23 protein-coding genes are annotated in these 25842 nt (G+C 50.5%); 4 read left to right on the plus strand and 19 right to left on the minus strand.

All coding sequences use genetic code 11. The features are described from left to right. Positions 1 to 168 precede the first annotated feature (168 nt). Positions 169 to 1851: a M28 family metallopeptidase gene (locus ABD880_RS07925; protein WP_345164416.1), complete on the plus strand. Its 1683-nt coding sequence runs from the start codon at positions 169 to 171 to the stop codon at positions 1849 to 1851. Between the two features lie 328 nt (positions 1852 to 2179). Here the strand turns inward: ABD880_RS07925 and ABD880_RS07930 are convergent, their stop codons facing one another. The 3 genes from ABD880_RS07930 to ABD880_RS07940 form a co-directional block, all read right to left on the minus strand. After that, the gene (locus tag ABD880_RS07930; protein ID WP_345164417.1) at positions 2180 to 3274 is read right to left on the minus strand and encodes a bifunctional transcriptional activator/DNA repair enzyme AdaA; all 1095 of its coding nucleotides are present in this window, start codon (positions 3272 to 3274) and stop codon (positions 2180 to 2182) included. Position 3275: 1 nt separating this feature from the next. Beyond that, the gene (locus ABD880_RS07935) at positions 3276 to 4043 is read right to left on the minus strand and encodes an isocitrate lyase/PEP mutase family protein (protein ID WP_345164418.1); all 768 of its coding nucleotides are present in this window, start codon (positions 4041 to 4043) and stop codon (positions 3276 to 3278) included. 772 nt (positions 4044 to 4815) lie between these two features. Next, positions 4816 to 6594: an aminopeptidase P family protein gene (locus ABD880_RS07940; protein WP_345164420.1), complete on the minus strand. Its 1779-nt coding sequence runs from the start codon at positions 6592 to 6594 to the stop codon at positions 4816 to 4818. A 319-nt stretch (positions 6595 to 6913) separates the two neighbouring features. Between ABD880_RS07940 and ABD880_RS07945 the strand changes: the two genes are divergently transcribed. The 3 genes from ABD880_RS07945 to ABD880_RS07955 all read left to right on the plus strand — a co-directional run bounded on the left by ABD880_RS07945 (position 6914) and on the right by ABD880_RS07955 (position 9593). Beyond that, entirely contained in the window at positions 6914 to 7465 is a 552-nt protein-coding gene (locus tag ABD880_RS07945) for a hypothetical protein (protein ID WP_345164422.1), read from the plus strand. A 202-nt stretch (positions 7466 to 7667) separates the two neighbouring features. Then, complete coding sequence (locus tag ABD880_RS07950) at positions 7668 to 8771, plus strand: patatin-like phospholipase family protein (RefSeq protein WP_345164423.1); 1104 nt, start codon at positions 7668 to 7670, stop codon at positions 8769 to 8771. Positions 8772 to 8864: 93 nt separating this feature from the next. Continuing rightward, positions 8865 to 9593, plus strand: a complete 729-nt coding sequence (locus ABD880_RS07955) for a ferritin-like domain-containing protein (protein WP_345164424.1) — start codon at positions 8865 to 8867, stop codon at positions 9591 to 9593. Positions 9594 to 9659: 66 nt separating this feature from the next. On the opposite strand, the gene ABD880_RS07960 is transcribed toward ABD880_RS07955, so the two are convergent. The 16 genes from ABD880_RS07960 to ABD880_RS08035 all read right to left on the minus strand — a co-directional run bounded on the left by ABD880_RS07960 (position 9660) and on the right by ABD880_RS08035 (position 25834). After that, on the minus strand, positions 9660 to 10337 hold the full coding sequence (locus ABD880_RS07960; RefSeq protein ID WP_345164426.1) for a porin family protein: 678 nt from the start codon (positions 10335 to 10337) through the stop codon (positions 9660 to 9662). A gap of 215 nt (positions 10338 to 10552) precedes the next feature. Continuing rightward, positions 10553 to 11041, minus strand: coding sequence for an RlpA-like double-psi beta-barrel domain-containing protein (locus ABD880_RS07965; protein ID WP_066509424.1), 489 nt, complete (start codon positions 11039 to 11041; stop codon positions 10553 to 10555). A gap of 181 nt (positions 11042 to 11222) precedes the next feature. Beyond that, positions 11223 to 12146: a M28 family peptidase gene (locus ABD880_RS07970; protein ID WP_345164428.1), complete on the minus strand. Its 924-nt coding sequence runs from the start codon at positions 12144 to 12146 to the stop codon at positions 11223 to 11225. Positions 12147 to 12318: 172 nt separating this feature from the next. Then, positions 12319 to 13233 carry a M48 family metalloprotease gene (locus ABD880_RS07975; RefSeq protein ID WP_345164430.1) on the minus strand — a complete coding sequence of 305 codons (915 nt, stop codon included), beginning with the start codon at positions 13231 to 13233 and terminating at the stop codon, positions 12319 to 12321. A gap of 213 nt (positions 13234 to 13446) precedes the next feature. Then, positions 13447 to 13698 carry a hypothetical protein gene (locus ABD880_RS07980; protein ID WP_345164432.1) on the minus strand — a complete coding sequence of 84 codons (252 nt, stop codon included), beginning with the start codon at positions 13696 to 13698 and terminating at the stop codon, positions 13447 to 13449. A 153-nt stretch (positions 13699 to 13851) separates the two neighbouring features. Next, on the minus strand, positions 13852 to 14232 hold the full coding sequence (locus ABD880_RS07985) for a CZB domain-containing protein (protein WP_345164434.1): 381 nt from the start codon (positions 14230 to 14232) through the stop codon (positions 13852 to 13854). A 128-nt stretch (positions 14233 to 14360) separates the two neighbouring features. Further along, positions 14361 to 15383 (minus strand): SDR family NAD(P)-dependent oxidoreductase, encoded by a 1023-nt coding sequence (locus ABD880_RS07990; RefSeq protein WP_345164436.1) that lies wholly within the window; start codon positions 15381 to 15383, stop codon positions 14361 to 14363. 6 nt (positions 15384 to 15389) lie between these two features. After that, on the minus strand, positions 15390 to 16286 hold the full coding sequence (gene ligD, locus ABD880_RS07995) for a non-homologous end-joining DNA ligase (protein ID WP_345164437.1): 897 nt from the start codon (positions 16284 to 16286) through the stop codon (positions 15390 to 15392). A 225-nt stretch (positions 16287 to 16511) separates the two neighbouring features. Continuing rightward, positions 16512 to 17597 (minus strand): glycosyltransferase, encoded by a 1086-nt coding sequence (locus ABD880_RS08000; RefSeq protein WP_345164439.1) that lies wholly within the window; start codon positions 17595 to 17597, stop codon positions 16512 to 16514. Beyond that, entirely contained in the window at positions 17588 to 18574 is a 987-nt protein-coding gene (locus ABD880_RS08005) for a glycosyltransferase family 2 protein (protein ID WP_345164441.1), read from the minus strand. The genes ABD880_RS08000 and ABD880_RS08005 overlap by 10 nt, the downstream gene beginning before the upstream one ends. Before the next feature lie 31 nt (positions 18575 to 18605). Next, positions 18606 to 19679, minus strand: a complete 1074-nt coding sequence (locus tag ABD880_RS08010) for a glycosyltransferase family 2 protein (protein WP_345164442.1) — start codon at positions 19677 to 19679, stop codon at positions 18606 to 18608. Further along, positions 19676 to 20605, minus strand: a complete 930-nt coding sequence (locus tag ABD880_RS08015) for a glycosyltransferase family 2 protein (RefSeq protein WP_345164444.1) — start codon at positions 20603 to 20605, stop codon at positions 19676 to 19678. The genes ABD880_RS08010 and ABD880_RS08015 overlap by 4 nt, the downstream gene beginning before the upstream one ends. Positions 20606 to 20621: 16 nt before the next feature. Next, entirely contained in the window at positions 20622 to 21635 is a 1014-nt protein-coding gene (locus tag ABD880_RS08020; protein ID WP_345164446.1) for a polysaccharide deacetylase family protein, read from the minus strand. Continuing rightward, positions 21632 to 23260: a glycosyltransferase gene (locus ABD880_RS08025; protein ID WP_345164448.1), complete on the minus strand. Its 1629-nt coding sequence runs from the start codon at positions 23258 to 23260 to the stop codon at positions 21632 to 21634. Before ABD880_RS08025 ends, ABD880_RS08020 begins: the two co-directional genes overlap by 4 nt. Before the next feature lie 11 nt (positions 23261 to 23271). After that, on the minus strand, positions 23272 to 24534 hold the full coding sequence (locus tag ABD880_RS08030) for a glycosyltransferase family 2 protein (protein WP_345164450.1): 1263 nt from the start codon (positions 24532 to 24534) through the stop codon (positions 23272 to 23274). A 4-nt stretch (positions 24535 to 24538) separates the two neighbouring features. Then, positions 24539 to 25834 (minus strand): ABC transporter ATP-binding protein, encoded by a 1296-nt coding sequence (locus ABD880_RS08035; protein ID WP_345164452.1) that lies wholly within the window; start codon positions 25832 to 25834, stop codon positions 24539 to 24541. Positions 25835 to 25842: the final 8 nt, after the last annotated feature.

A 25842-nucleotide genomic window follows, 5' to 3' on the forward strand; every position in this document is an offset into this window, starting at 1 on the left:
AGCCCTTTTTTATTGCAAGGCATTCCAACTCTTACTTTCCGTTTTTGGACTGTTTTGGATAAAATAAGCCAAAAACGAATGACCATGTATCTCTGCATAAGATTTTTACATTGAAGATTAATGTCTATTTTTCCAAATAAGAACTACACCCCCCCAAACAAATAAACTATGATGAAACGCACATACTTCTGGGCCATTCCCTTGAGCCTGGGGCTTTTGGCGGGTTGCCAATCCGGTGGCACCAAGGAAACCACTTCCACCACCGCTACCGCAGAGACTGCTGGATCAGAGGTGACCCTTGACAGCTACAAAACCTACGTGACTGCCATTGCCGCTGATGACATGGAAGGCCGCAAGCCTTTCACCAACGGCGAGAAGAAAACCCTGGCCTACCTGGAGAAAGAAGCCAATGCGCTAGGACTGGAACCGGGCAACGGCGACAGTTTCTTGCAAGAAGTGCCCATGGTAGAGATCACTTCTACCGCGGCACCTACAATGACCGTGAAAGGCAAGCAAACCATGACCTTGAAAGGCTTGGAAGACTATGTGGTGTGGGCCAGACGCCCCGATGCGAACGTGACCATCAAAGACACCGAACTGGTGTTTGCAGGCTTTGGGATTGTGGCGCCCGAGTACAAGTGGAACGACTACGCCGGCCTGGACGTGAAAGACAAGATTGCCGTGGTAATCGTGAGTGACCCGGGCTTCTACTCTCAAGACACTACCTTCTTCAAGGGCAAGACCATGACCTACTACGGCCGCTGGACTTACAAGCTGGAAGAGGCCGCCCGCCAAGGCGCCAAAGGTTGCCTGATTGTGCACGCCGATGAACCCGCCGGCTACGGTTTCAAGATTGTGCAGAACAACTGGAACACCTCTAAGTTCTACCTCGCGCCCAAAGGCAAAGACGTGCACCGCAACGCCATGGAAGGCTGGATTACCACGCCGGTCGCCGAGAAGCTGTTTGCCGCCGCCGGTAAAAACTACCAAACAGAGCTGTCTCGCGCCGCCAAGCCTGGTTTCAAAGGCGGACCTTTGGGGTTGACCGTAAGCACATCGTTACAGGCCAAAGCCAAGTATGACAAGTCCTACAACTTTATCGCCAAGATTACCGGCGAGAAACGTCCTGAGGAGGCCATCGTCTACTCGGCGCACTGGGACCACCTGGGCATTGGCAAAAAGGACGCGCAGAACGACAGCATCTACAACGGCGCCGCCGACAACGCCAGCGGAACCGCTGGTTTGTTAGCTGTAGCCAAGGCGTTCAAAGCCAGTGGACAACAGCCTGACAGAACCGTGGTGTTCCTGTCGGTGACCGCTGAGGAGCAAGGCTTGCTGGGGTCGGCGCATTATGCAGACAACCCCGTGTTTGCCAAGGAGAAAACCGTGGCCAACCTGAACATGGACATGCTCAATCCTTACGGTGCCACCAAAGACATTGTATTGATTGGCATGGGTCAGTCTGAGTTGGAAGAGATGCTAGCCGAGGAAGCCAAAAAAGCAGGCCGTTACATTGCCCGCGACCCTAAGCCCGAGGCCGGCCTGTACTACCGCTCTGACCACTTCAACTTCGCCAGGACAGGGGTACCGGCCTTGTTCACCGGCATGGGCACCGACCATATTGCTTTAGGCAAAGAGAAAGGCAAACAACTGCTGGAAGACTTCACCGCCAACATCTACCACAAGCCCAACGACCAGGTCAACGAGGCCTTCAAGATGGACGGCGCCGTAGCAGACCTGCAGCTTCTCTACCAGTTGGGCAGACGGCTGGCCTTCTCCAATGAATGGCCGCAATGGAAAGCCGGTTCTGAGTTCAAAGCCGTGCGTGACAAATACATGCCGAAAAAGTAAATCAAATACTTAGGTAAGAAGTCCTCTTCTCATTCCCTTTTGTTATCCTGAAAGGACCTTGTGGGCAAGTTGTAAATGCGTTTGCTAAAAATGAAAAGCCAAACTCCGTTATTACGAATGTAAAGTACGGTTTCATAGCCTGCGTATATCTAGTTTGCCCACAAGGTCCTTTCAGGATGACAATGAGGGATAGTCTTATTTAGGAGAGCTGAAAGTTCAGATTTAAGTAGGAACGGCTTTTAGCTTCTTTTGCTGAAAACAAGCCAAAAACGGTTCGGGCTGCCTCTACCCTAGAGTCAGCCCGAACCGTTTTTATTAGCGCTCAGATTTAAAACAAAGCTGTCTGTTGACCTGCCTTCATTTCAACCGGGCTATGCTCCCGCTCCAAATCCAACAGCCATTTCTTGCGCCATAAGCCGCCGCCGTAACCCGTCAGGCTGCCGTCTTCCCCAATGACGCGATGACAGGGGATTAAGATGGAGATGCGGTTCATGCCGTTGGCCTGCGCTACTGCCCTAATGGCGCCTAGGTTGTTCAAGGCGATGGACTGCTGTTTATAGGAGCGAGTGGTCCCGTACGGGATTTCCTGTAACACCTGCCATACCTGATTCTGAAAGGCCGTACCCGGGGTAACCAACGGAACGGTGAAGGTTTGCCGGTGGCCTGAGAAATACTCTTCCAGTTCTTGGTTCAGTTGCGCAAAATAGGGACTTTCGCCTTGCACCAGAGTACCGTTTAAAAGCTTGGTTAGTGCCTTGAATTCAGTTTCTAACATGCGGCGGTCGGTGAATTCTAGTAGGCAGATGCCTTCTTCCACGGCGCAGGCGTACATGGTGCCCAAAGGCGTCTGTAAGCGGGTGAGGTGAATGATGCGCTGCTCTTTGCTGAGCGACGGAGCCACGCCAAAAATAGACTTAAAAGAATCTGTAAAGCCGCTCAAGGAGTCATAGCCCGAGTCGAAGGCCACGGCCGTCACTGCCTCGCCGCTCTGTATTTTCTTGAACGCCGAGTTGATGCGGCACATGCGCTGGTAGGCATGGAACGTGATGCCGTGGTTCTTCAGAAACCACCGCCGAATCTTGCTGGGCTCAATGCCGCGTTGCTCCAAATCCCAATCCTTGAACTTGACCGACGGGTCACGGCTGATTTCCTGCAGAATCTCTTGAATATACGCCGGCGTCTCCCCCATCTTCTCCAGCGGCGAGCATACCTTACAAGGCCGGTACCCGTGCAAGATGGCTTCTTTGGTGGTCTTGAAGAATTCCACGTTCTCGCGTTTGGGTTTGCGCGCGGTGCAGGTAGGCCGGCAGAAGATGCCCGTGGTTTTTACGCCCGCAATGAACGTCCCTTCATAACTGACGTCCTTGGTCACCAGGGCCTGGTAGAAGATTTCGTCTGGGGTAGGTGGATGCGCGGTTTCCATATCAATACAAAGATGAGAAAGACTTGGTAGTTTCAATAGCCTGCATCTGGTTCTCTAGGTGACGGTACACCGCCTGGTGCCCGAAGTTGCCCATGCTGATTCGTTTCACGTCCGCTTTCTGCAACTCCTCAAAAGACGCCAAACCAGGTAGGCTCATCACATTCACGGGGAGCGAAGTAAAAGCGGTAATCTGCGCAATATCTCTTGCCTGCACTACCCCCGGCACAAAAATACCATCAGCGCCGGCGGCTTGGTAAAGGCCAATGCGGTAAATCGTTTCGGGCAAGGCGTCATCCAAGCCCAGCAAAAACGCATCCGTCCGGATGTTGAGGAACATCTGCAGTTGTTTTTCGATCAACAACTGCTTCACCTGTTTTAATTTCTGGGCAAAGCTTTCTGCAGATTGCAAAGTTCTATCACCAGCCACCGTTGAGTCTTCCAAATTGATGCCTACCACCCCAAGTTGGTGCAACTGGGCAATGTTCTCTGCAATCTCTTCGGCGGTTTCTGCGTAGCCGGTTTCAATGTCCACAGACACTGGCAGGCGTACGCTCTGCACTATTCTGGACACCATGAAAACCAACTCAGAGAAGGGCATTTGCTCTCCGTCTTGATAACCCAAGGAATGGGCAATGGCGGCGCTGGAGGTGCCAATGGCTTTATAGCCGGCTTTCTCTAGGGCCTGCGCACTGGAGACGTTCCAGGCGTTACCCAGCAGGAAAGGTTCTGCTTGTTGATGAAGCTGTAAGAAGGTGGTATAGTGGCTCATAGCGTAGTGGTTTATGCTACAAAACAAGCGCATCTGCCTCTCCTCCACAACCGAAAAATTGACAACTATATTTTTTTACCGCCACCGCTTTTGGCCTGGTTTCTGGAAAACAGGCCAAAAACGAAAAGAGCGGCAGATACCTACCGCTCTTCTCTCAATAAGATTGATTAAACAAAAATCCGTTGATTACATTTTGCCTAAAATATGGATGGCGATCAGTATCGTCTTTAGCTTATTTATGAAACTGAAAGTTAAGCTCCAAGGCAACTACACAGAACAGGTAAACGGCAAAAAGCGCAAAGTCTACCATATTCACATTCCGCTCCTCAAATAGGTCTGTTCTACTTTTACTGGGGCAAACCAACTCTTGTCCTTGAACCACTGCACTGATAACTCTCAAAAACTGGAATACCAAAAGCAAAAGCACTGTATTTCTGAGGCCAGTAGCATAATGAACTTTTGCTCCTTCAAATAATGGGTCAGTGATTAACTGCAGATATATATATAAAAGTGAATTAACCCGAAGAAGAACCAGATACTATAGACTGATAGATTCCTAAGAGACTTGTAATTAACAAAATAGAAGAACATATGTGTACCAAGCGGGTACCAAGCAAGTACGTCCTTTTTTAGGTCAATCGACTCTGCATTAGCGTAAAGAAGATAGAGGCCCAAAGACAAAAAGAGATAAAGAAGCAAGGTGACTTTATCCCAAGGAGTAAAGTTCTTGAAGTAAAAGATTGGACGTTCCATTTCTTTTTTGATTTCAGAATTAAATAGCCTTCGCTTTTTCTTTCAGCCAGGCTAATTCCTCTGCGCTTAAATGTGGTCCCAGCTTCTCCACCACGCCTTGGTTATAAGAGTTGAGCCATTGAATGTGATGCGGCTCCAGCAAGTCTTTGTTCACCGGGGCCGTGTCAATCAGGAACTGGGTCAAGGTCTCAAAGGTGTAGAACTCGGCAAACTCGTTTACTTCGTCTGCCACCGTTAAGACTAGGTTCTCTATTCTAATGCCATAGCGGCCCGGACGGTAAATGCCGGGCTCTACTGAGGTAATCATGCCCAGTTCAATGTCAATGGGCGTAGGGGTGGCGTTGAAGACATGCGGGCCTTCGTGCACGTTCAGGAAGAAGCCTACGCCGTGGCCGGTGCCGTGGCCGTAGTTGCGGGCGTGGTCCCAGAGCGGCTTGCGGGTGATGGCGTCAATCTGGTAGCCGCGCGTGCCCTTCGGGAAGCGGGCCGTAGAGCCGTCAATCATGCCTTTAAGGACTAGTGTATAGTCGGTTTTCTCTTCTTCGGTGAGTTTGCCCAAGGAGATGACGCGGGTAATGTCTGTGGTACCCGTCTGGTACTGCCCGCCCGAGTCCAAGAGGAACAATCCTTCGGCTTTGAGCGGCACGTCGCTTTCTGGGGTGGCTTTGTAATGCGGCAAGGCGCCGTGCTCGCGGTAGCCCGCAATGGTGTCAAAGCTTTCACCCACAAAGCCGTCCTGCTCTGCTCTGAAAGCGCGTAGTTGGTCGGCCAAAGAGATTTCGGTGATTTCTAGTTTGCCCAGGTTCTCTTCCAGCCATTTAAAGAAACGGGTCAAGGCTACGCCATCTTTCACCATAGTGATTCTGGTGTTGGCCGCCTCTACTTCGTTCTTCACCGCCTTTAAGACTGTGCTTGGGTTAGTGTCCTGCACCACGCCCATGTGGGTAGGCACTTGTTCAAACAAGGCCTGGCAGGTACGTTTCGGGTCCAGGAAGATAGTAGCAGAAGCAGGTAGTTGGCTTAGGACGTTGGCCACCGCGTCGTAGGCCTGCAAGGTCACGCCCGCTTTCTCTAAACGTGCTTTGTCCTGGTCCGTGAGTTTAGCGGCATCAATAAAGAGAATGGCCTTGTCCTGGCTTATCAGCGCGAAGCTCAGTACCACCGGATTGGCTTTCACGTCACTGCCGCGGAGGTTAAAGAGCCAGGCAATGTCATCCAGGGAAGAGATTAAATGGAAGTCGGCCCCGGCCGCTTTCAGCGCTGAACGCACCTCCTGTAGCTTTTCCTCTGCAGACTTGCCGGTGATTTTCTCATCCAGCAAAAAAGCCGGCGCCGTAGGCAAGGATGGTCTGTCAGCCCAGACGGCGTTCAGGAAATCATGCTGTCCGGCTAACTGAATGCCGCGACTGCCTAGTTGCTGTTGCAGAAGCTGGGCCAATTGCAAAGACATCAGCCTTCCGTCAAACGCCACGGTCTCCCCTTTCTTCAGGCGGCTGGCCAGCCATTGAATGTACTCGGGGCTGTGCTGCACTTTCAGTTTCACCAGCTCAAAACCAGAACCAGCCAACTGTTCTTCGGCTTGCTCAAAATAACGGGCATCGGTCCAAAGGCCGGCAAAGTCTGGCGTAATCACGAGCGTACCGGCAGAACCGGTAAAGCCCGAGGCGAAGTAAATGCCCTTGTAATAGTCGGGTAGATACTCACTCATGTGCGGGTCCGCCGAGGGGATGATATACGCACTCACGCCCTGCTCCTGCATCTGTTGCCGTATGCCGGCTAATCTATCTGTATGGCTCATAGTTCCTTTTTGTTGACGTCCCAAATTACGAGTTATCAGACGCAAGACACAAGATGTAAGACGCAAGACTTCTTATTTTGACAGACACAAGATGTAAGATTTAAGACCTAAGACTTCTTTTAACTCCTTAAAGGAATTAGCCAATTGGAATTCTAGAAAATAATACCAACCACCATTTGCAAGAATTTCGCCTCATTACCAAGCCACTATGAACGCAATTGCTAACAAACCCGTACTTTTGCTAAAGATTTGAGCGAAGCCTATTTATCAGAGGCTTTCCCAATTATTAATTCTTAATTATCAATTTTTAATTAATAGCATGCCCGTACCTTCTGCGCCGTTTAAACAGGCGGTGAAAAAGCTAAGTGAGAAAGAAAAGGAAGCCCTGATTCTGCGGTTGGTGCGCAAAGACGCTGAAGCCTATGACACGCTGGCCTATGAGCTGCTGGATGAGATTACCCAGGAGACCGTGTTTGAGCGCAGTTCTGAGGCCATCCATGAGATTCTGTTCACTGTTTCAGGCAGAAGCTTGAGCAAGGCCTTGAGCCGCGGCATGAAAAAGGTAACCCAGGAAATTGCCCGTTACCAGCGCATTACTAAAGACCGCAAAGGCGAGATAGAACTGCACATCTACACGTTGCAGCTCATCTTTGACAATTTCACAGGACAGTTTGAGAGCATCTACAAAACCTTTTATGTAGCCACGGCGCGCATGGTGTTGCGCACCATCATGCTCATCAGAAAGCACCTGCATGAAGATTACCATTTGGAGTACCAGGACACGCTCAATACTTTCCTGGAAGACTTGAACGGACGTAGCAAACGCCGCCAACTGCCGTTTAACTTGCCTATGGAGTTTGAGGTGGATTGAGTTGTAAGACGCTAGATCTAGATATTAGACGATAGACATTAGACTTGTAAATGTCGTTTTTGGCCTGTTTCTCGGAAAACAGGCCAAAAACGACATTTCTTTTTCAGGCCTCCCTAAATAATAGATAGCAGGAACTAGAAGAGTCTTCAGGAATACCTAAGCAATTGAGTAACTTGTGCTCACAATCTTTTGAATGCCCTTTATGCCGCTTCGTTTTTGCCCTGATTTCCGGAAAATAGCCTTAAAACGGATTTCCTTCAGCCTGTTTCTTTCTCTTAGTTTTCTACCCTATTTCACATTCGCACAATCCACTACGCACGCGCACGTCTACAAAAACCTGGCACTGGAGGGTGGTGGCATCAGGGGCATTGCCTATGGCGGGGCACTGGCAGAACTGGACAAGCGCGGATTGTTGCAACCCATTGAGCGCATTGCCGGCACCTCGGCAGGCGCTATTCAAGCCTGTCTGCTGGCCGTGGGGTATTCGCCGCAGGAAATCACCAAAGTAACCTTTGAGACACCCATCCAGAAGTTCGCAGATGGGCGGTTTCTGTTCATTGGTGGCTTTACGCGCATGGCCAACCGCTACGGCTGGTACCGCGGCGAAAAGTTTACGCAATGGATCTCTGGCCTGATAGAAAAGCGTACCGGCAATGCAGACCTCACCTTCCAGGAATTGCATGCGTTGGCGGGTAAAAACGGCTATAGAGATTTGTACATCACGGGCACCAACCTGTCCAGACAGCGCACCGAGATTTTCAGTCATGAGACGTATCCTAACATGCGGGTGAAGGACGCGGTGCGTATCTCCATGTCCATTCCCATGTTCTTCCAGGCGGTGTTTATGGACAGCAATGGCAAGGTCTATCCTACGCCCCAGCCCAACCATGCCACATACGTGATGGTAGACGGGGGCGTGCTCATGGACTTCCCCCTGATGGTGTTTGACCACCCTAAGTATTTCTCAACATCAGCACCACCAGAAACGCCTAAAACCAGGTTCATCAACCCAGAAACCATTGGCATACGCCTGGACCACGAAGAGCAGATTGCCTATGACTTGGAGCGGAAAGGACTGGCACCCAACTCCATTGATTCCTTCACAGATTACATAAACGCCTTCTACCGTATTGTGGCCGAAAACCTGAACCGCCATGAGCTCACCCCCGCCGACTGGGACCGGACGGTGTCTGTGAGCACGGCAGGTTTCGGGCCTAAAATCAAGCGATTGTCTGAGAAGGACAAGCAGACTTTGCTGGAGAGCGGCCGTAAAGGAATGCTGCAGTTCTTTGCCAACTGCGAGTAGTTTTTCACTTAAGTTTGTCCTCTATAGTTCTATTTTGTTTAACCCTGCATGGTTGGTTCACGTTGATATGAGTTGAAAACCAAAACCACCAATATGCCATCAAACGAAAACAAAAAAATTGTTGCGGTTCTTAGAGAACTCAACGAGTTTGTCCATGACGGGATGGAAGGCTATGAGCGCGCCGCCCAGGAAACCAAAGATGACTTGCGTAGAGACATCTACCGCAAATTCTCTCAGCAGCGTCTGGCGTTTGCCAATGAATTGAACATGATCATACAGCGCCACGGCGGAACCCCAGAGCGTGACACCACGGTTAAAGGAAAGCTGTACCGCCAGTGGATGGACTTTAAAGCTGCCTTGACAGGCCGTGATGAAGACGCCATCTTGGGTTCTAACATCTACGGCGAAGAGTGGGCCCAGAAAGCCTACCGTGACGCCTTAGACCATGAACTGCCGTATGACGTGCGTGGCACTATCTTGCGCCAGCGCGAGGCTTCTTCTGAGGTTTTGCAGCGTCTGCACCAGATGCGTGGCTCGTCTTCCCCAGATTCTTTCTACCAAGGAGACTACTCCAGCAACGGTTCTTCGTCCCAAGGGCTTACGCCATTAAAGACGGCTTTATATGCCGCGGGTGCCGCCGCAGGAGCCGCTTTGGTATATGGTTTAATCACCAAGCGCATACCAACGGATAAATTGATGGCCGGTATTACCAGCCTAACTAAAAACATTGACCTGTCTGGTCTGGGCAAGAAGGAAGGCTCTAACGGGTCTACTGCCGGCTCTACCGGAAAAGGCACTTCTAGCAAATCTAAGAAGGCATAAAGAAAAGCGGCGGGCAATGCCCGCCGCTTTTCTTACCTTATCCTATAACACATTCACTATATCTTTTTAGAACCTAAACCCTATGGAGCCTTTAAAGCCATGGTTATAGGTTTTATAATCTGCTCCCTCGTCCACGGTGGTTAAGCCCATGTCATAGCTTCCGCTCAGGTTTAAGCCATTGGCAAACTGGTAGCCCAGACCGGCGGCCATCCCTACGTCTATCTGGCGTTGCCCCATGTCCCAGTCAAAGTCATTGTTGTAGGCAGAAATGCCCAAAGCCCCTGCGCTCACGTTAAGCTTGTTGTTCACCAGTAGGGATACCTGCGGCCCGGCAAACAAATTCAAGCCCCCCGCTACGTACAGCTTGGCCAGCAAAGGCACCTCTATGTAATCTGATTTGTTGGTGACGGTAACCTTGGCGTTCATATACTCACCTGCCTTGCCGGGCACGGTCCCTTCCAGCACCATCCCTTTTTGTGCGTACTGCACGCCCGGTTCAAACTCAAAGCCTGCACCCAGGGGTATGCTCACATACATGCCACCATGAAAACCGGGGCGCATCTTGGTCTTCACGTTGCCGTCTGTAAACTCCAGCATGTCGTTGACGCTCTTCATGGTTTCGCCTTGCCAGCCGGCCATGCCGTAGCCGCCTCTAAAGCCCACTTTCATGCCCCCGTCCTGGGCAAATCCTTCGGTCATTACGCCGGCTACCAACGCCAATGCCGCTACTAGTATCTTTTTCATCTGGTATAGATTTATCATGTTTTTGAACACCTGCGTTCTTGCTGTGTCTAAATGAAAAACCATGCCAATTTGAAAAACCTATATTCTTATGGAGTTGGTTTGGTGGCATCAAAACCCTTCTACCTCAATGCAGAGGCGCTTTTCACCTTTCAGAAAAGACATAAAAAAACCCAACCTGTAGAGAGGTTGGGCATATAGGTGAAAAGAAATTGCTATTACAGCTTAGTCAGCTCTACGTCTTGCCAGAAACCCATGGCTTTGTCTTTGGGTCCCACCAGAATGTCAACTCTGTTTCTGATTCTGCGGTGCATGGCATCTCTTACTACATATATGCCATCTAGTTCTTTTGAAATACCTGTTACCTTCACAGAGTCGCCATAATCAAAATCGCCTCCCCATCTAGTAAGCAGGTTGCGGGACAATGCCAGCCAACGGTGCTTCTTGGGGTTCTTGGGATTAATGCGGGAACCATCTGCGGTGATCAATGGGGAATCATCTGTCTGCGCGGCCTCTGGATGATAGATAGAGGCATCTACTTCAATGATTTCTGGAGCGGGAGCTGCTTCCACTACGGGTGGTGCAGGAAAAGAGACAACTCTAGCGGGTACCGGCTTGGCTGGGGCCGGCGTGGTAGAGCCGGTAATCTCTTTTAGAAACGGAAATAAAATGAGCAGTAATAATCCATACGTGTGGTTCTTAACCATGCTTTCTTAATTGGTGGAACATCGATTTAAAACTCTATGCTCTTTAACGATTTAAAGAACTTAGGGTTATTTATCCAAGAAAACACAGTATAAAACCTTGATACACAGTATATAACAAGATAATCCCACCCAATTTGCAGAATACAATTGAGTGGGATTATCCTATTAAATATGTATTATTTTATAAAGAAATCTGCTTATCCAGTAATTGCACGGCGCGTACTACCGTTTCTACAGACTTCAGGTAAAAGGCGTGGTTAATGTTCTGATACTCATCTGATTCCTTGTGGTAATGCGGATGGTCCTCTACCCCAAAGTATACAAACGGAATCTGTTTTCTATGGAAGCTGCCGTGGTCACTCTGCAGCGTCCAATCATCAGGTCCTTGCTCGGGTCGGTCATGGCCCTGTTTCAAGGTCATTCCCTCGGGCGTCTTCACTTGGTCTATGATAGGCTTAAGCCAAGGGTAGTGAAAGGTACCCGCCGCATACAACTCATTCTTAGCTGAAATGCTGAGCATGTCCATGTTCACGTTCAAGACAATGTCCTCTTTGGCCAAAGGCAGGTTGTCCACGAAGAACTTAGAACCCGCCAGCCCCTGCTCTTCTGCGTCAAAGGCTACAAACACCAAGGTATGTTCTGGTTTTTGCGTTTTATAGTGGGTGGCAATGGCCAGCAACGCGCCAATGCCCGAGGCGTCATCATCGGCGCCGTTGAAAACAACGCCGTTGCGGGTGCCCACGTGGTCATAGTGCGCGGTAATGACAATGGCCTTCTCTGACTTACCGGCAATCTTGCCAAACAGGTTCACGCCCGGCACTTGCTCTCTGGTGGTCCTAGAGGTAAACTCAAACGCTTGCTGGTAGCTACCGCCTATTGGCTGAATGCCTACCTCTTTAAAGCGCTGTAGTAAATAAGCTTTTGCTTTGGCATGGCCCGGCGTGTTGGGAAGCCTGCCACCCATAGAGTCGGCGGCCAGGATTTCTACGTCGCGTAACACCTGCGGCGCCTGATAGCCTCCTTGCGCGCAAGAAGAAAAACTGAGGGCGCACAGACCGGCACCTACCACCCAAAGTCCTAGAGAAAATGCAGTATGCTGTTTCATGGACAGGAAGATACAGCAAAAACCAATACCAGCTACTCCTTGCCCGTGACAGCTATCCGTTTTTGGCTTGTTTTCCAGAAAAGAGGCTAAAAACGACTACTCAGATAGGTCACAAAAAAAGCGCGTCCTTTTTACAGGACCCGCTTTTTAAATTTTACTTTGTTAAACGAAATTAAGTAGTCAGAACCCCTATTCGCTTGCCGTCTTTGTTCAGCAACAAGCCATCTGTGGTCACAAAGATAGAAGGCAGGTACTGGCTCTCTAAGACGTACGGAAAGTTAGGACTGTTGGTACGCTGCATTTTGCCAATCACCTGGATGCCGTCCTCGGTCTCACGCACTACGTTGTAGGCAGTGGTCACGTAAATCAATTCCTCTGGTGCACCCTGCAATTTTACCTGGCGCAGAATCTGCTGAGAATTAATTCTAGAAGCGGTTGCTCTTCTGGCAGTTGGCGCCGGCGTTGAGGCTAGGGCCGCAGACCTTGATGGCGCCGCTACCGCCCGGGTAGGCGTACCGGCTTTGGAACTGGCCAGAATCTGGCTTTCGGCGTTGCGCCAGCCTTTGTTAATGGCCGCTAAACGCGAGCTTCTGCCCGGGTGCGTGCGGCTGTCATGGTCATCTGCCAAAACTTTGATGGCGGCCTGCGTCTCGCTTAAGCTAGCGCCCATCTTGCGCAACACAAAGCCAGAGAATTCATCAGCTTCTAACTCGTCATTGATATTGCTACCGCCCTGGTTCAAAGTGTGGCCGTTCAAGTGGTGGCCCATCTCATGCGCCAGGATGCTAATACCGGCCCAGTCTGTGCGCACGGCATTGTTCACGGCGCTCAAGAACCGCTCATTGTACAGAATATAGCGCTTGCCGTTGATAATGGTGGCGGCCGCGTTGGGCACATTGGCAGCTCTTACCTCAAAGCGGGGCTTTAAGCCAATCACGTCAATAATCTCAGCGATCACGTCACGGGTGTCTGCCGGATTGGTAGCAAACGCGACAGATCCTTTCTTGGCCTCGGCCACAGACGGATTTGTCACTGCGGCACCAGCAAGGAACATGCTGGTGAGTACTGTTAAAAGAACCTTTTTCATATGCTTTTCCATCTATTGTAAAACAGAGGAGGTGGGTAGAAAATTCAACGCCTCTGCTAATAACCTTATTGTACGGTATCTATAGCAAGTACTCTGCCAATTTTTGATGTACGTGCTGTAAACCATGTTTGGCCAAGCCGCGCTGTAAGTATTTTTTTAGTTCCTTGGCAGGCATAAAAAAGCCCCTGATTCTCAACCAGAGGCTTTTTTTTACTAGAAGTTATTCTCTTGATTGGCATCACCGTCATTGGTATCACGCTCATCAAGGGAGTTCTCTGAGGAGAAGCGTGACGTGTTGTCAAAGTTCTCATCTTGCTTAGTGGAGTCATACCCGGTCACAGAGCGCTTGTAGGTGTCATTGTCGCTCTGGCTGTCGCGGTCGCGCTCGGTTTGCTTGCCCTGGTCGGTTTTTAAAACGGACTTGTTGCCGTTTTGGTCGTTGACTGGTTTATTTTGATTTGGCATGATGGTTTGGCTTAAGGTAGAACAATTGGCTTTCTGCAAGCCGATGCTCTTTTTACTTACCCATCACGCAAAGGGTTATATCAATTCAAGGGCTACAACAGAAAAGAGGCACCTTTAGAGCGCCTCTTTTCTGTTGGTAATGATACTAACCACTTACCTGATGGTTTTCTTTTCTAAGACGCTGAGGAGCTTTAAAAAGGCCTCTGCCAGGTCTTCAACTTTGGTTAATCCTTCTATGGCCTCATCCTGCCTGCCGGCCTTGTACAACTGGTACAGGTGACGGGCGGTATCATGCAATTGATCATGCACCAAGTCCAGCTGACGCAACTCTGGACTGTCGCCTAACTGCGGAAACGCCACTTGCTGTATCCATTGCCCCAGCGCACAGGCATGATTGTTAATGACCGGTTCTGGGTCTATGGAAGCACCATACAGCAAAGCCCGTAACTTAGATTTGAACAGCACATGTTTGATTCTGGCCTGTTCAAAATCCTGACTGCTGATGGGTGGCAGACCCACGTTCTTCTCTATCACGTAATTTTCTGACTAAAATATTTCTACAAAGGTAAGGCCCGGCTGCCACCTAAAGTTCCTGGACCGTTTTTAATTTTAGTACAGGTTGCCGTTTTTGGCCTGTTTTCCAGAAAACAGGCCAAAAACGTTTAGTATTCATTGTTCTGGGCGGCGGCTTGCTGGTTGAGGGCCGTTAAGGGAGACTGGGTGAATGGCGTTTCGCTTTCATACCCCCGCACACGTTCTTTGCCAATGCCGCCCGGTCCCGGCAGGAAGTTGTTTAAGACGCACATTAAATCCGTCACGGCGCCCGGAAACATGCCATGCAAAGTGCTCATCAATTTGGCGTTCAGGCCCAAGGTTTCTTCGGCCTTGCCATAGCGGGCGGCATCTATGATTTTGCGCGCGGCTTCTTCGGCGGCCAGGGAGATGATGGGGTTGGCGTCCATGAGCGCAAATACGGCATACTCTTTCTCATGCTGCCCTTTCACGAAGGCATTGCGGGCGCTGCCCGTGCGCATAAGCCCCGGATTGATGGTGGTCACGTAAATTCCGTACTTGCACAGCTCGGCCCTGAATCCTTCTGACATGCCCACCAGCGCAAACTTGCTGCCGCTGTAAGGCACCAGGTGCGGCACGCTCACCTTGCCGCCAATGGAGGCGATGTTGACAATTCGGCCCTCGCCGCGGGCTTTCATGTCAGGTACTACTTCTAGCATGGTATAGAGCGCTGCCCAGTAATGGATGTTCATGGCCTCTTCAAAGTCGGGCACGTCCATTTCCTCTAAAGGCCCCGCAGAAATGACGCCCGCATTGTTGATGAGCACTTCTACCGGACCCAGTTTCTGTTTTATCTCAGAGACCATGGCACTTACCTGGTCCCGGTCGCTCACGTCGCAGTTAAAGCCCAGCACGGCGGCACCGCCTTCACGCAACTCGGCGCAGGCCTTGTCCAGTTGGTCTTGCGTGCGCGAGCAAATGGCAATTCTGGCTCCCTGCTCGGCAAACATTCTGGCCAAGACCAAGCCTAGTCCCCTGCTGCCGCCGGTTATCAAAACGGTTCTGTCTGTAAAGGAGAACTCGCGTTTTTTACGGCGCAGGGAGCGCAACAAGTAAAGGCCGCCAAGGCTGGCACCCGCCAAAAGCAGGTTGTTTTTTGTTTTGTTATCCATGTGGGTTTATTTCTTGAGTTGTTTGAGATACGCTTTTACGTCTATGCCTTCGCCCAGCACCGGCCTGAAAATATCGCCTAGTTTTTCTACTCGCGCAGGCACGTTCTGGATGGTAAACTGGGACGGATGCAGGCCTTTTTTGACTTCCTTCCATTGTAGGGGCGTGGACACAGCGGCACCGGCGCGCGGACGCACGCAATAAGGGGCGGCAATGGTCTGCGCGATGGCGTTCTGCAGGTAGTCAATGTAAATCTGGTGGCGGCGCTCCTTGGGACTGCGCTCCAGGCTGGTGAGGTTGGGCAGACGCTCATGTATGTTTTGCGCCAAGAGCAGAGCCAACTCCTTTACCTGATCAAAAGAAAATTTGGCGGCCAACGGCACGTACAAGTGCATGCCCGTGGCGCCGGAGGTTTTGGCGTACACCGGAATCTTCAACTCATCCAGTACGTCTTTGGCCACCAGGGCGGTCTCCACCACTTCATCATAGGTATTCTCACCGGGGTCCAGGTCCAGCACCAGGTAGTCTGGGCGGTCCAGGGATGGCAGCCGCGAGTTCCAGGGGTTAAGCTGAATACATCCCAGGTTGTTGAGGTAGGCGAGCGTGGCCTTGTTCTGGCAGATGATGTACTCCACTTCCTGGCCTGTAGACGCGGCTTTGATGGCCTTGGTCTCTACCCATTCTGGTGCGTTGTCTCCCGCGTCCTTCTGGAAGAAACCTGGTTTTGCAATGCCGTTGGGATGGCGCAGCAGCGATTCTGGGCGGTCTAGTAGGTAGGGCAGAATAATGGAGGCCATGCCTTGGTAGTAGTTGACCAAATCGCCTTTGGTGATGCCTTCTTCTGGCCAGTACAGTTTTTCTGGGTGCGTGATGGGCACCTCTATTCCGTCTAGTGTCAATACCATATCGTCTTCCTGTCTTTTGCCTGATTTGGGAATTTTATCCTGTTTTTGAGCAAGCCCCTAAGTTCCCTTTGCTGGGCGGGTAAGCTGTTTGTACGAGAAAAACCGACAAACGCTGCCACGGTAACCCATGGTCGTTTTTGGCCTGTTTTCTGGAAAACAGGCCAAAAACGACCATCCTGGACATCAGGAAGACGTCATACACCAAAAAAACGAATGGAGAAGAAACTACAAAGGGAAATACGCCTCTGGATAGGATGATTGCCGTACTTGTGGCGTCGCTTTTTTCTTTCTTCGGCCTGAAGTCTTTTTGACGCGAGCGGCAAATCCTGAAATTTTCAGAAAGTTGGCGTATAGGGTCTGGTGCCGGAGCGTGGCCGTTAGCTTTGCCTTAGCCGAGGCGGCTTTTAAATAGTAAAAGCCCCTCTCCTCTTTCTGCTGAAACCTATACAAAAAGAACAGCGCAGCTCCCAGCCATTTCACCGCATAAGACGCCAAAATCAAGAGCAAGTAAACATAAAAATCTGATTTGCTTCTGGCGCCTTTGTTCAAGAAAATACGGTAAGGAACAATGCTCTCAAAGCTTCTGGCGCCTTCTTTTATCAACCGAAGGGTATAGGCCCAGGACAGCCGGCCGTTGGGCATGAAATGCTTAAACCTGAGGCGGTCTTCATACCAGATGGAGTACCCGGCCAGAGCCATGTTGTAGCAGAGTTCATAGTCGCCGCCGGCGGTTAAGCATATGCCTTGCCTGTCCAGGAGCAAGGGCCTGAAGTTGGCTTTGAGGAGCTTGTCATAGGCAGACTTTCTGAGCACGCACCCAGCCCCGTACACCACGTTGTTAGGCACCTGGCCAGAGGCTTTGGCCTGCGGGCCGTTGGCAAACATGCCGTGTCCTCTGGCCCAGAGCGGTGCCTTGCTTTCAAAGACTAGTTCGCCGCGGCCACCCAACATGCCAATATGCGGGTAACGGGCCATGAGGTTGTAGGCCGTGTTGACGTAGTGCGGGGCCAGCCAGTTATCATCATCACAAAAGAGGACAAACTCAAAGCGGGCATTCTCCAGGGCCATGTGGCGGGCATGGGAAAGGCCGGGGGTGGGCTGGTATAAAACGGTCAACGGCACCGCGCTCTTGCCATCTGCCCACACGTCGCAAATGACCACCTGGGTATTGTCTGTAGAAGCGTTGTCTATCACCAATACCTCCCACTTGATATTTTCATGCACCTGCTGACGCGCCAAGTGCATGAGGGTTTTGGGCAACAACCGGGCCCCGTTATAGGTGCAGATGACCACTGATACGCCTAGTTCCATAATCTCCGGAGTAACATCATAGCATGTAATCTTAGACTGAGCAGGTACAACAGGGGACTCTTGGCGAGTTGGAGGGCTTGAGACATCTGGGCGAGGGTGGCGGTCTGGTCAGGAACGCTTCGCCATAGCTTTCGGGCTACTTTTAAGCCGTACTTGGCATAGTAGCGCTGTGACTTTTTAAGGGTTTGGCTTTTGGCTTCTGGTGGCAGGTGCTGTTGGATGAGTTCCATGGCTTTGGCCAGGTCCTGCAAATGCTGTCCAGACGAGAACCTGCTCCCAGAAATGGAATCTGCGTGCTCCCGGTAGAACGCCAAGGTTTGCGGCGTGTACGCCACTGGATACCGGCTGGCAATCCTGACCCACATCTCCCAATCCTCACCGTACTCCAAAGCATAAAAACCACCCAATTGTTCATACACGCTTCTGCGTACGGTCATGGCCACGTACTGCACCTGTTGGCGTTCACTGATTTTTTGTAGCCAGTTTCTTAATAGGCCTGGTTGGGTAGCTTCTGGAGTCTTGTCATAGACCTTCTTCCCTTTCTCATTTACGCACCGGTAGCGGCAAAAAGCGGCGCCCGCTTCTGGGTATTGTTGGAACAGCTGGGCCAACTGCGCATAATAACCTTGACCCACAAAATCGTCGCCGTGCAGCAAATGCACCAAATGGCCCTTCGCGCGGTTAAGGCAGGTTTCAAAATTACGGAGACTGCCTACGTTCTGCGCTTGCCTGTAGTAATTGATTCTGCCGTTGCCCACCTCTTGCACTAATTGTTGCACATCCACGTCGGTGCTGGCATCATCCACTACCTCAATCTGCATCTGCGCTTCGGGCATCTCCTGCATTAAAACGCTCTCTAAAGTTTCTCTCAGGAATGTCCCGCAGTTGTACACCGGAATCATCACTGACCACAACGGCCGCTCCATTGCCAGAGGCAAGGGCTGGATGACGGGCGGCGACGTGGGAATTCTTATCATGATGCTTGATGGTATAGTGTTGGAAATAGGCTTAGGCTAAACTGAGTTCAGGGGTAAGATGGGGCGCAGGAAATTGCTCTGGTTGGGTATCTTTTCTTTTTGCCTCTATCCTTTTGGCCCGGCAGAATTTCACCAAGTCTTTCAAGGAAAAGACAGACAGCAAAAGGTAAATGCTCTGAGTCCAGGCCAAGTGAGGCAGCAAGGAATCTACAATGTATCTTTTCTTGTAAACAGCCGCTTTCTGGATAGCCTCTACGTTTCTGTTAGGATTATCCTTGAGGAGAATCTGCTTGGTGAGGTCATCCAGCATTCTTAGGCAACGCACCATTTCCTGCACTTCTCTTTTTTGCAACAACGGCAAGAAGTTATGCTGGTAGCATTCAATATAGGTTGACGGCACCACGCAGTCTGGCCCGGTGTAATACTGGATGTTGCGCAGAATTTGCTCTTGTTGCGCGCTGGCATATTCTGCTTTGCGCAGTACCTGGTGCAGACTCTGGCTGGTGACGCGGTAGTCTAGCAGAACCTGAGGGAGGTTGTGGATTGGGTACTTCCTTGACAGTTGCCAGAACAGCTCAAAGTCCTCTGCATAAGGCGCGGTGTACCCACTCACGGATTGAACAGCGGCCTTACGGTACAGTACCGTAGGATGGTAAATCCAGCAGATGAACGTGAGGTTGTAATAGAAGTATTCGCTCTTGAAGACGTCCTGCCGCAGGAACCTGCCTTGCTCATCTACTACTTTCACCAAAGAAGACACCATGGCGCAGGCTGGGTTCTTCTGTAAATAGTCTACCTGCCGTTGTAGCCTATCGGGGTAGCTGATGTCATCTGCGTCCATCCTGGCAATGAGGGGGGCAGTGGCCAGTTCTATGCCTTTGTTCAAAGTGGCACTTATGCCCAGGTTCTGCTCATTCTGGTACAACCGGATGCGTGGGTCTGCAAAGGATTGAATAATGGCCAGGCTGTCATCTGTAGAACCGTCATCTATGATCAAGAACTCAAAGTCATGAAGGGTCTGCTGGAGAATACTCTCCATGGCTGCCCTCAGAAACTTCTGAGCGTTGTAGACGGGCATTAGGACGGTAACGGCAGGCATCCTCATGAGGCGGTTAATTTGTGCATTCCTTTCTTGAACAGTCTTTTCAGGCGGGTAGGCAGAGTGTGCTTGAAGTAATAGGCTTGCGGGTGGCGGTACGGTAGAAAGGCTTTCTCCAGTAAAGCGCGTATTTCTGGGTCATTGACCTTATTCTGATCCAGATACTTTTCAAACCACTCCAGAAAATACTGCCGGGCCACGTGGTACAAACCATTGGCTTTGGCGCTTTGCTCTACAGACCCTATTCTTTGTCTGTAGCGGTTGTTACATTCAGAGGAGATGTAGACATGTTCTTTCAGGTAGACTTTGCTTAAGAATGCCTGGTCTTCATACATCTGGTACTCTTTGATGAATGATTCTTCAAAGCCGCCAGACCGTTCAAATGCCTCTCTGGTCATGATCAGTGCCGAAGGACAGGGGCAGGAATTGGGCTGCAGAGGATACAAGGCTTTGGTTAGTGCACCGGGTGCATACACTTTATCTGGCAACACGCCTACTTGTACCTCTACATCTTTTTTGGTTGGGTTGTCCCAGCTAAACCAATACTCAGACGCCTCAGCGGCCAATCCTACTACTGGGTTTTGCAGAAAGATGTCTACCTGGGTCTGGAGTTTAAATGGCAACCAGACGTCATCAGAATCCAGAAACGCCAATAGTTCTCCTTTGGCATGCCGGATGCCCAGGTTACGACTAGCGGCCGCGCCTTTGTTCACGTGCCCGCCATGCTCTACATATTTAATCTTCTGGGGATAGGCGGCGGCATACCCTTGGGCAATCTCATGGCTATGATTGGTGGACCCGTCATCTACCAGAATGATTTCCCAGTCTGGGTAAGTTTGCTGGCGCACGCTGTCAATGGCCTCTGACAGGAAGTCCTTTTCATTGTAGAACGGTATGATCACCGAGACAAGGGGTTGGTTCAAGGTACTCATAAGCAGATGCGTTACATTATCTAGGATGGCTTAGGAACTGACGGAAGTCTGGTTTGCTCAGGTTAGGTACCTGGATCCTGCCCAACTGGAAAGGATTTGTCTGGTGGTTGATGCGTTTTTCCTGGGTGGTGAGCGCCGCGGCATAGCCCATCTGCTGGACCACCACTAAGCTATCTGCATTGTAAGCTCCGTAGGGGAAAGAGCAGGTACTGATTGGCTTACCGGTGATTTCTTGCAATGTGTCTTGGTTGGCCTTTAACTCGTGGTACTGTTGTGCTCTGTCAAGGCTAGACAACAGCGGGTGCGTAACCGTATGCCCGCCTACCTCAAAGAGCGGATGGTTGGCCAACTCCTGTATCTGCCCAGAAGTCATACATTTATAGCCATTTTTTTTCTCTTGGCTTCCTCCGGCCCATTCTTTTAGTTGGGCTAAGTACTGTTGTTGTTCTGTAGCCGGAAGTGGTCTTATTAGCAACCAAAGTTGCAGGAAGAGCTTGCCTCTCTGGGTGTCTGGTTCCTGCACAAATGCTTTCCAGAACCTGAGCTTGCTTTGGAGGTTGTCATCAAGAAGGCTTTCCTGCGCTAACTCTGTTTCTATTGACGTGCCGGCTATGGTCATCTTGAAATTTACTGGCAGGCTTGGTGATTTCAGGAGTAGTTCTTCCAGCTCGTCCCACCAGAATTCATTGACTGTGCCTGTGTTGCCGGTGGCTATGAAGAAGGTGGCAGGCAGACGGTATTTCTCCAGAAGCGGTTTGGCTTGCAGATAGTTGTCTTGGTAGCCGTCATCAAACGTAATGGCCAGGCTGTTGCGTGGCAGGCTGTTTTTATGCGCTCTCTCTATTAGCTCAGACAGCGGTAACACGTTATGGTTTGTTTGAAGAACTTCAAGCTGCTGCTCAAAGAGGTCTGGGTGAACCGCGATGTTCCAGGCGTCTTGCATAGACGCATCAACCCTGTGGTACATGAGCACCAGGGCGCTGGGTTGCAGGTACCCTTTGATGATATGTTTGAGCTTAGTGACCATCATGCTACAGCCTTAGTGGCTTTTACGGCTACTATCACCTGGTAATGGGGATCATGATAATCCAGCTTTTCTTTGGGCACTTCGGGCAAACCCAGGCCGTACAAGAACTTACTGGCGGAAAACACATTGCCGTAGGTGGTTATCTCTATCTGGCCACCAGGAAAGGTCTCTTGCAGTAGCTTGTACATGGCCTTGTCCGTGAAGGCCCAGTACCAGGTTTCCTTCCATTCACCGTGGTCAATGGGTGTAATGCCGGGCACCGTTAAAAGAAGGCTTCCGCCTGGCTTTAAGATTCTATGGCACGTTCTAAGGGCGTTTTTCACTTCATAGATCAAGTGCAGCGTCTGGGTGAGCAATAAACAGTCAAATACATTGTCAGGTAGATGCGGGGCGTCACTTATGTCGGCTATGAAGGTGGCCTTGGAATTGGATGCGTCTACATGCAGAATATCGCTTTGCGTTACCTTGGTCTGGCCATATTGAAGAGTGTATTCATTGTCACCTATCTCCAGCACCCTGCCCCTAATACTATCAGCCTGCCCGGTTAAAAAGCTCTCTATGTAATACCGATCAATGGGACCGCCGCGATCGTAGCCAAACTCTTTGCTGAACGGCTTGGTACTCCCAAAATCTCCGAAGCTCACCTCCCCAACCGGTGGCAGGAAATTCCTGTACCAGTTGTTTCTGTGCAAGTACCGCAACCAGGAGACTGGGATGAGTTTCTTTACTTTTTTCTTCACCATGGCCTTGTCAAGTTTCAGAGAATATTTTAATGCGTAGGTAGGGTTGTTCTTAAGCAAAAAAGCTATCGTTTTAGCCTGGATCGGAGCTTTCTGCTTGAGCAAGGCTTGGTACAGTTCCTGGCTGTAATACTTCCTCCAAATGGACTTTCCTTGCTGGAAAGCCTTTTGTTCATCAGCTGTTTTCAAGCTGGGTTTCTGTCTTTCTAAGGTATTCAAGGCCCCTTGCAACATCACGGGGATATTGGCCGACATATTGGAATCATGAAACCGGTACACCGCAATTTTAGCATCATGATGCGCTACCGGATGCCTTCTGGCTACACGCAAATACAGGTCGTAATCCTCGCAATTCTTGAGGGAGGCGTCAAACAGAAACTCTTCAAACACCTGCCGTCTAAACATCACCGTAGCCACCATCCCTATGTAATTGCCTTGGAGTAAATGACAGTAATGGTTTGCGCCCGTGACCGTCATCCCCTTGGCCTCGGTTCTATTCTCATTACTGTAAAAGGCGTCAAACATCCCCGAGACGAACGCCAACGCTGGGTTTTGAAGAAGCTGTGTCACATTGGCTTCTATCCCTGCTGGGTAAAGCCAGTCATCTGCATCCAAAAACACCAGAAACTCCCCTTTGCTGAGCCGTATGCCGGCGTTCCTGGCAGATGGCAGGCCTTGGTTCTCTTGGTAGTGGTACCTTACATTTGGGTAAGCCGCTGCCTGCGCCCTTGTGTCATCCTTTGACCCATCGTCCACTACCACAATCTCTGTATGAGCATAGGTTTGGGCAAGCACGCTCTCAATAGCGGTTGCTAAGAAATGCGCCTGGTTGTAACACGGAATAACCACCGATACCAACGGTTGCGAAGATCTTAGCGAAGTGTCCATTTTGAATCTAATTACATGACACGTTTTCCTTTGTGCTTCAGGTAATAGGCCAGCCCCGCGGCCACGCCCGTAATCTCTGACCACAAAGTCTTATGCTGAAATTTATAGCCAGGGAATCCCCGCACCGCCGCTTTTGGAAACCACAGAAAAAACAACTTGGTCAGGTAAAGGGCGTAGCCTGCCTCGCGTTCTTGCTCTTGTTGTAGCAACGCCGCCACGGTATGGCCCCGCATGTAATAGAAAATCTGCTTTTTCAACTCCTGCACGTTCTCGCGGTGCTCATGGAAGACGATGGCTCTGGGGTTGTAGTGAATGGAATGCCCCTTGGCCAGAACGCGGTACCACATCTCAGAGTCCCCGTTACAGCCGGCGGCTCCAGCGTCCAGTAACTCGTCAAAGTAGCCCACGTCTTCAAACACCGTTTTTCTGAACGCCATGTTGGCGCCGGCGCCAATCTCCCAGACCGGCGGACCTTTGGGAAGGGTCACTTTGAAGAACTGGGTATCATAGACTTTGTCTACGTAGCCCCGGTTAAAGCTCCAATGTTTCTCAAAAATGCACTGGGCCTCAGACTTAAGATGAGAGGCAATGACCAGACCTGTCATGGCGGCCACTTTGGGGTCTTTGAAGGTATCCCAGACATGATAAATCCATAGAGGAGTGACCAATACGTCATCATCTACATAAGCCACCACCGGCAGACTGGCTCTTTTAGCACCGGTGTTTCTGGCAATGTCCAGCCCTACCCTAGGATCACGCACATAGGTGATACCTGCAAACTGTGCCACCACTTCCTGGCTCGCGTTGTCTCTAGGAGCATTGTCTACCACAATGATCTCCTGGGGCTGGCAACTTAACTGAAGCAAGCGCTCCAGGCACTGCTTTAACTGTGGAGCCCGGTTGCAGGTACATATGACTACCGAGACAGGCACTTGGGCAGGCACTTCCTTAGGAACCACCTTGGCAAAGACCATTTCAAAAAAGCCCAGCCACTTCTCTGACTCTTCTAGCTCTATCCATCGGTGCCAGGGTGTATGAGAAAATCCGCCTTGATTGGCATATACCTCAACAGCTGGATGAATTGCGGCAGTTACTTTCTGGAGCAAGCCTGCCAAAGTCAGATGAGCGTTTGGCTCCAGGAATACGTGGCCCAAGGCCAGAGACTTCCACCAGAAAACCAAGTACTGGCCTTGCTCCATGTCCAAAAGGTCTGGCAAGTGCAGGCCGTTGCTGAGGTTCAAGTGATGGATATGGTAAGAGATAGATGCTTTCATAGCTTTAGACAGAAGTGTTTTCCAGAATCTGCGCCGTGTGTTTAACCTGGAAGGGTAGTTTGGGCCGTACCGCTCCCCACCATTTGCCATACCATTGAATGGCTCCTCTATAGTCTTCCAGGTCAAAAGACAGGCATTCGTCTAAGTCATAAACCGGTATTGACGTATCCTTCACAAAATGCAGGCAGACGTAATAAGAGCCGTCGTTTAAAAAATTGCCGGGAATGGTGCATTGCCCTTCCATCACACCTATTTGGCTAAGCACGGGGTCTGAGGGAACGTCAAAAATGCATTCGCCGCTGGCCGTGAAAAGTAACAAGCCTACGCTCAGTTCTATGTCTTCTTTCAAGCACCAGAACTGGAACTTGACCATCAAGGGCACCCGTATGTCCAGAGGGTCTTCTGGCCGGTCCAACTGAGGCACTAACTCAACGGCTTTCATCCTGAGCCAGTCAATACCTGGGGCATTAGCCGGTGAAATCCATATCTGCTTGAAATTGGCGCGCTGGGTTTGGTTGAGGTACTTATTAACCACGGTGTTAACGTCTGCAAACGCTTGCAATTCTCCCTTGTTAAGCCAGAGCGCCTTGTCACAAAGGTTCTTGACGGCCTGCATGCTATGACTCACAAACAAGATGGTGCGGCCCTGTGACTGAGAGACTTCGCGCATCTTACCCAGACACTTCTTCTGGAAGTCTGCGTCCCCCACGGCCAGCACCTCGTCCACAATCAAAATATCTGGTTCTAAATGTGCGGCCACGGCGAAGGCCAGCCGCACGTACATGCCGGATGAATACCGCTTTACCGGGGTGTCAATAAACTCCTCCACCCCAGAAAAAGCCACAATCTCATCAAACTTAGACCTGATCTCAGATTTGCTCATGCCCAGGATGTAGCCGCTTATGTAGATGTTCTCCCGGCCCGTCAAATCCTGATGAAATCCCGTACCTACCTCTAACAAACTACTTACTTTGCCCCTGCCACGCACAATCCCCTCTGTGGGCTTTACAATTCTGGAGATGATCTTAAGCAACGTAGACTTGCCCGAACCATTGCTGCCAATGACGCCTATGGCCTCACCATGCTTTACTTCAAAGTTGATGTCCTGCAAGGCCAGCACCGATTGGTTTTCTATGTGCTTTGCCTTCTTCTCTGGGTCTGACAGGATATAGGGATCACCCTTTTTTAGAATGGAAGTTGTGAACCAGCGCTGAACGTCCCGTCTGAACGTGCCAGTACCAATAGTACCCAGACGGTACAGTTTGTACAGGTGTTCTACCTTGATGACGGTTTCAGACATGATTTCCT

Source organism: Nibribacter koreensis (assembly GCF_039541795.1).
Classification (GTDB): domain Bacteria; phylum Bacteroidota; class Bacteroidia; order Cytophagales; family Hymenobacteraceae; genus Nibribacter; species Nibribacter koreensis.

Bases quoted from the DNA above. Each gene is read 5' to 3' on its own strand.
- ABD880_RS07925 (WP_345164416.1), top strand. From the start codon at position 169: ATGATGAAACGCACATACTTCTGGGCCATTCCCTTGAGCCTGGGGCTT.
- ABD880_RS07930 (WP_345164417.1), bottom strand. From the start codon at position 3,274: ATGGAAACCGCGCATCCACCTACCCCAGACGAAATCTTCTACCAGGCC.
- ABD880_RS07935 (WP_345164418.1), bottom strand. From the start codon at position 4,043: ATGAGCCACTATACCACCTTCTTACAGCTTCATCAACAAGCAGAACCT.
- ABD880_RS07940 (WP_345164420.1), bottom strand. From the start codon at position 6,594: ATGAGCCATACAGATAGATTAGCCGGCATACGGCAACAGATGCAGGAG.
- ABD880_RS07945 (WP_345164422.1), top strand. From the start codon at position 6,914: ATGCCCGTACCTTCTGCGCCGTTTAAACAGGCGGTGAAAAAGCTAAGT.
- ABD880_RS07950 (WP_345164423.1), top strand. From the start codon at position 7,668: ATGCCGCTTCGTTTTTGCCCTGATTTCCGGAAAATAGCCTTAAAACGG.
- ABD880_RS07955 (WP_345164424.1), top strand. From the start codon at position 8,865: ATGCCATCAAACGAAAACAAAAAAATTGTTGCGGTTCTTAGAGAACTC.
- ABD880_RS07960 (WP_345164426.1), bottom strand. From the start codon at position 10,337: ATGAAAAAGATACTAGTAGCGGCATTGGCGTTGGTAGCCGGCGTAATG.
- ABD880_RS07965 (WP_066509424.1), bottom strand. From the start codon at position 11,041: ATGGTTAAGAACCACACGTATGGATTATTACTGCTCATTTTATTTCCG.
- ABD880_RS07970 (WP_345164428.1), bottom strand. From the start codon at position 12,146: ATGAAACAGCATACTGCATTTTCTCTAGGACTTTGGGTGGTAGGTGCC.
- ABD880_RS07975 (WP_345164430.1), bottom strand. From the start codon at position 13,233: ATGAAAAAGGTTCTTTTAACAGTACTCACCAGCATGTTCCTTGCTGGT.
- ABD880_RS07980 (WP_345164432.1), bottom strand. From the start codon at position 13,698: ATGCCAAATCAAAATAAACCAGTCAACGACCAAAACGGCAACAAGTCC.
- ABD880_RS07990 (WP_345164436.1), bottom strand. From the start codon at position 15,383: ATGGATAACAAAACAAAAAACAACCTGCTTTTGGCGGGTGCCAGCCTT.
- ligD (WP_345164437.1), bottom strand. From the start codon at position 16,286: ATGGTATTGACACTAGACGGAATAGAGGTGCCCATCACGCACCCAGAA.
- ABD880_RS08000 (WP_345164439.1), bottom strand. From the start codon at position 17,597: ATGGAACTAGGCGTATCAGTGGTCATCTGCACCTATAACGGGGCCCGG.
- ABD880_RS08005 (WP_345164441.1), bottom strand. From the start codon at position 18,574: ATGATAAGAATTCCCACGTCGCCGCCCGTCATCCAGCCCTTGCCTCTG.
- ABD880_RS08010 (WP_345164442.1), bottom strand. From the start codon at position 19,679: ATGAGGATGCCTGCCGTTACCGTCCTAATGCCCGTCTACAACGCTCAG.
- ABD880_RS08015 (WP_345164444.1), bottom strand. From the start codon at position 20,605: ATGAGTACCTTGAACCAACCCCTTGTCTCGGTGATCATACCGTTCTAC.
- ABD880_RS08020 (WP_345164446.1), bottom strand. From the start codon at position 21,635: ATGATGGTCACTAAGCTCAAACATATCATCAAAGGGTACCTGCAACCC.
- ABD880_RS08025 (WP_345164448.1), bottom strand. From the start codon at position 23,260: ATGGACACTTCGCTAAGATCTTCGCAACCGTTGGTATCGGTGGTTATT.
- ABD880_RS08030 (WP_345164450.1), bottom strand. From the start codon at position 24,534: ATGAAAGCATCTATCTCTTACCATATCCATCACTTGAACCTCAGCAAC.
- ABD880_RS08035 (WP_345164452.1), bottom strand. From the start codon at position 25,834: ATGTCTGAAACCGTCATCAAGGTAGAACACCTGTACAAACTGTACCGT.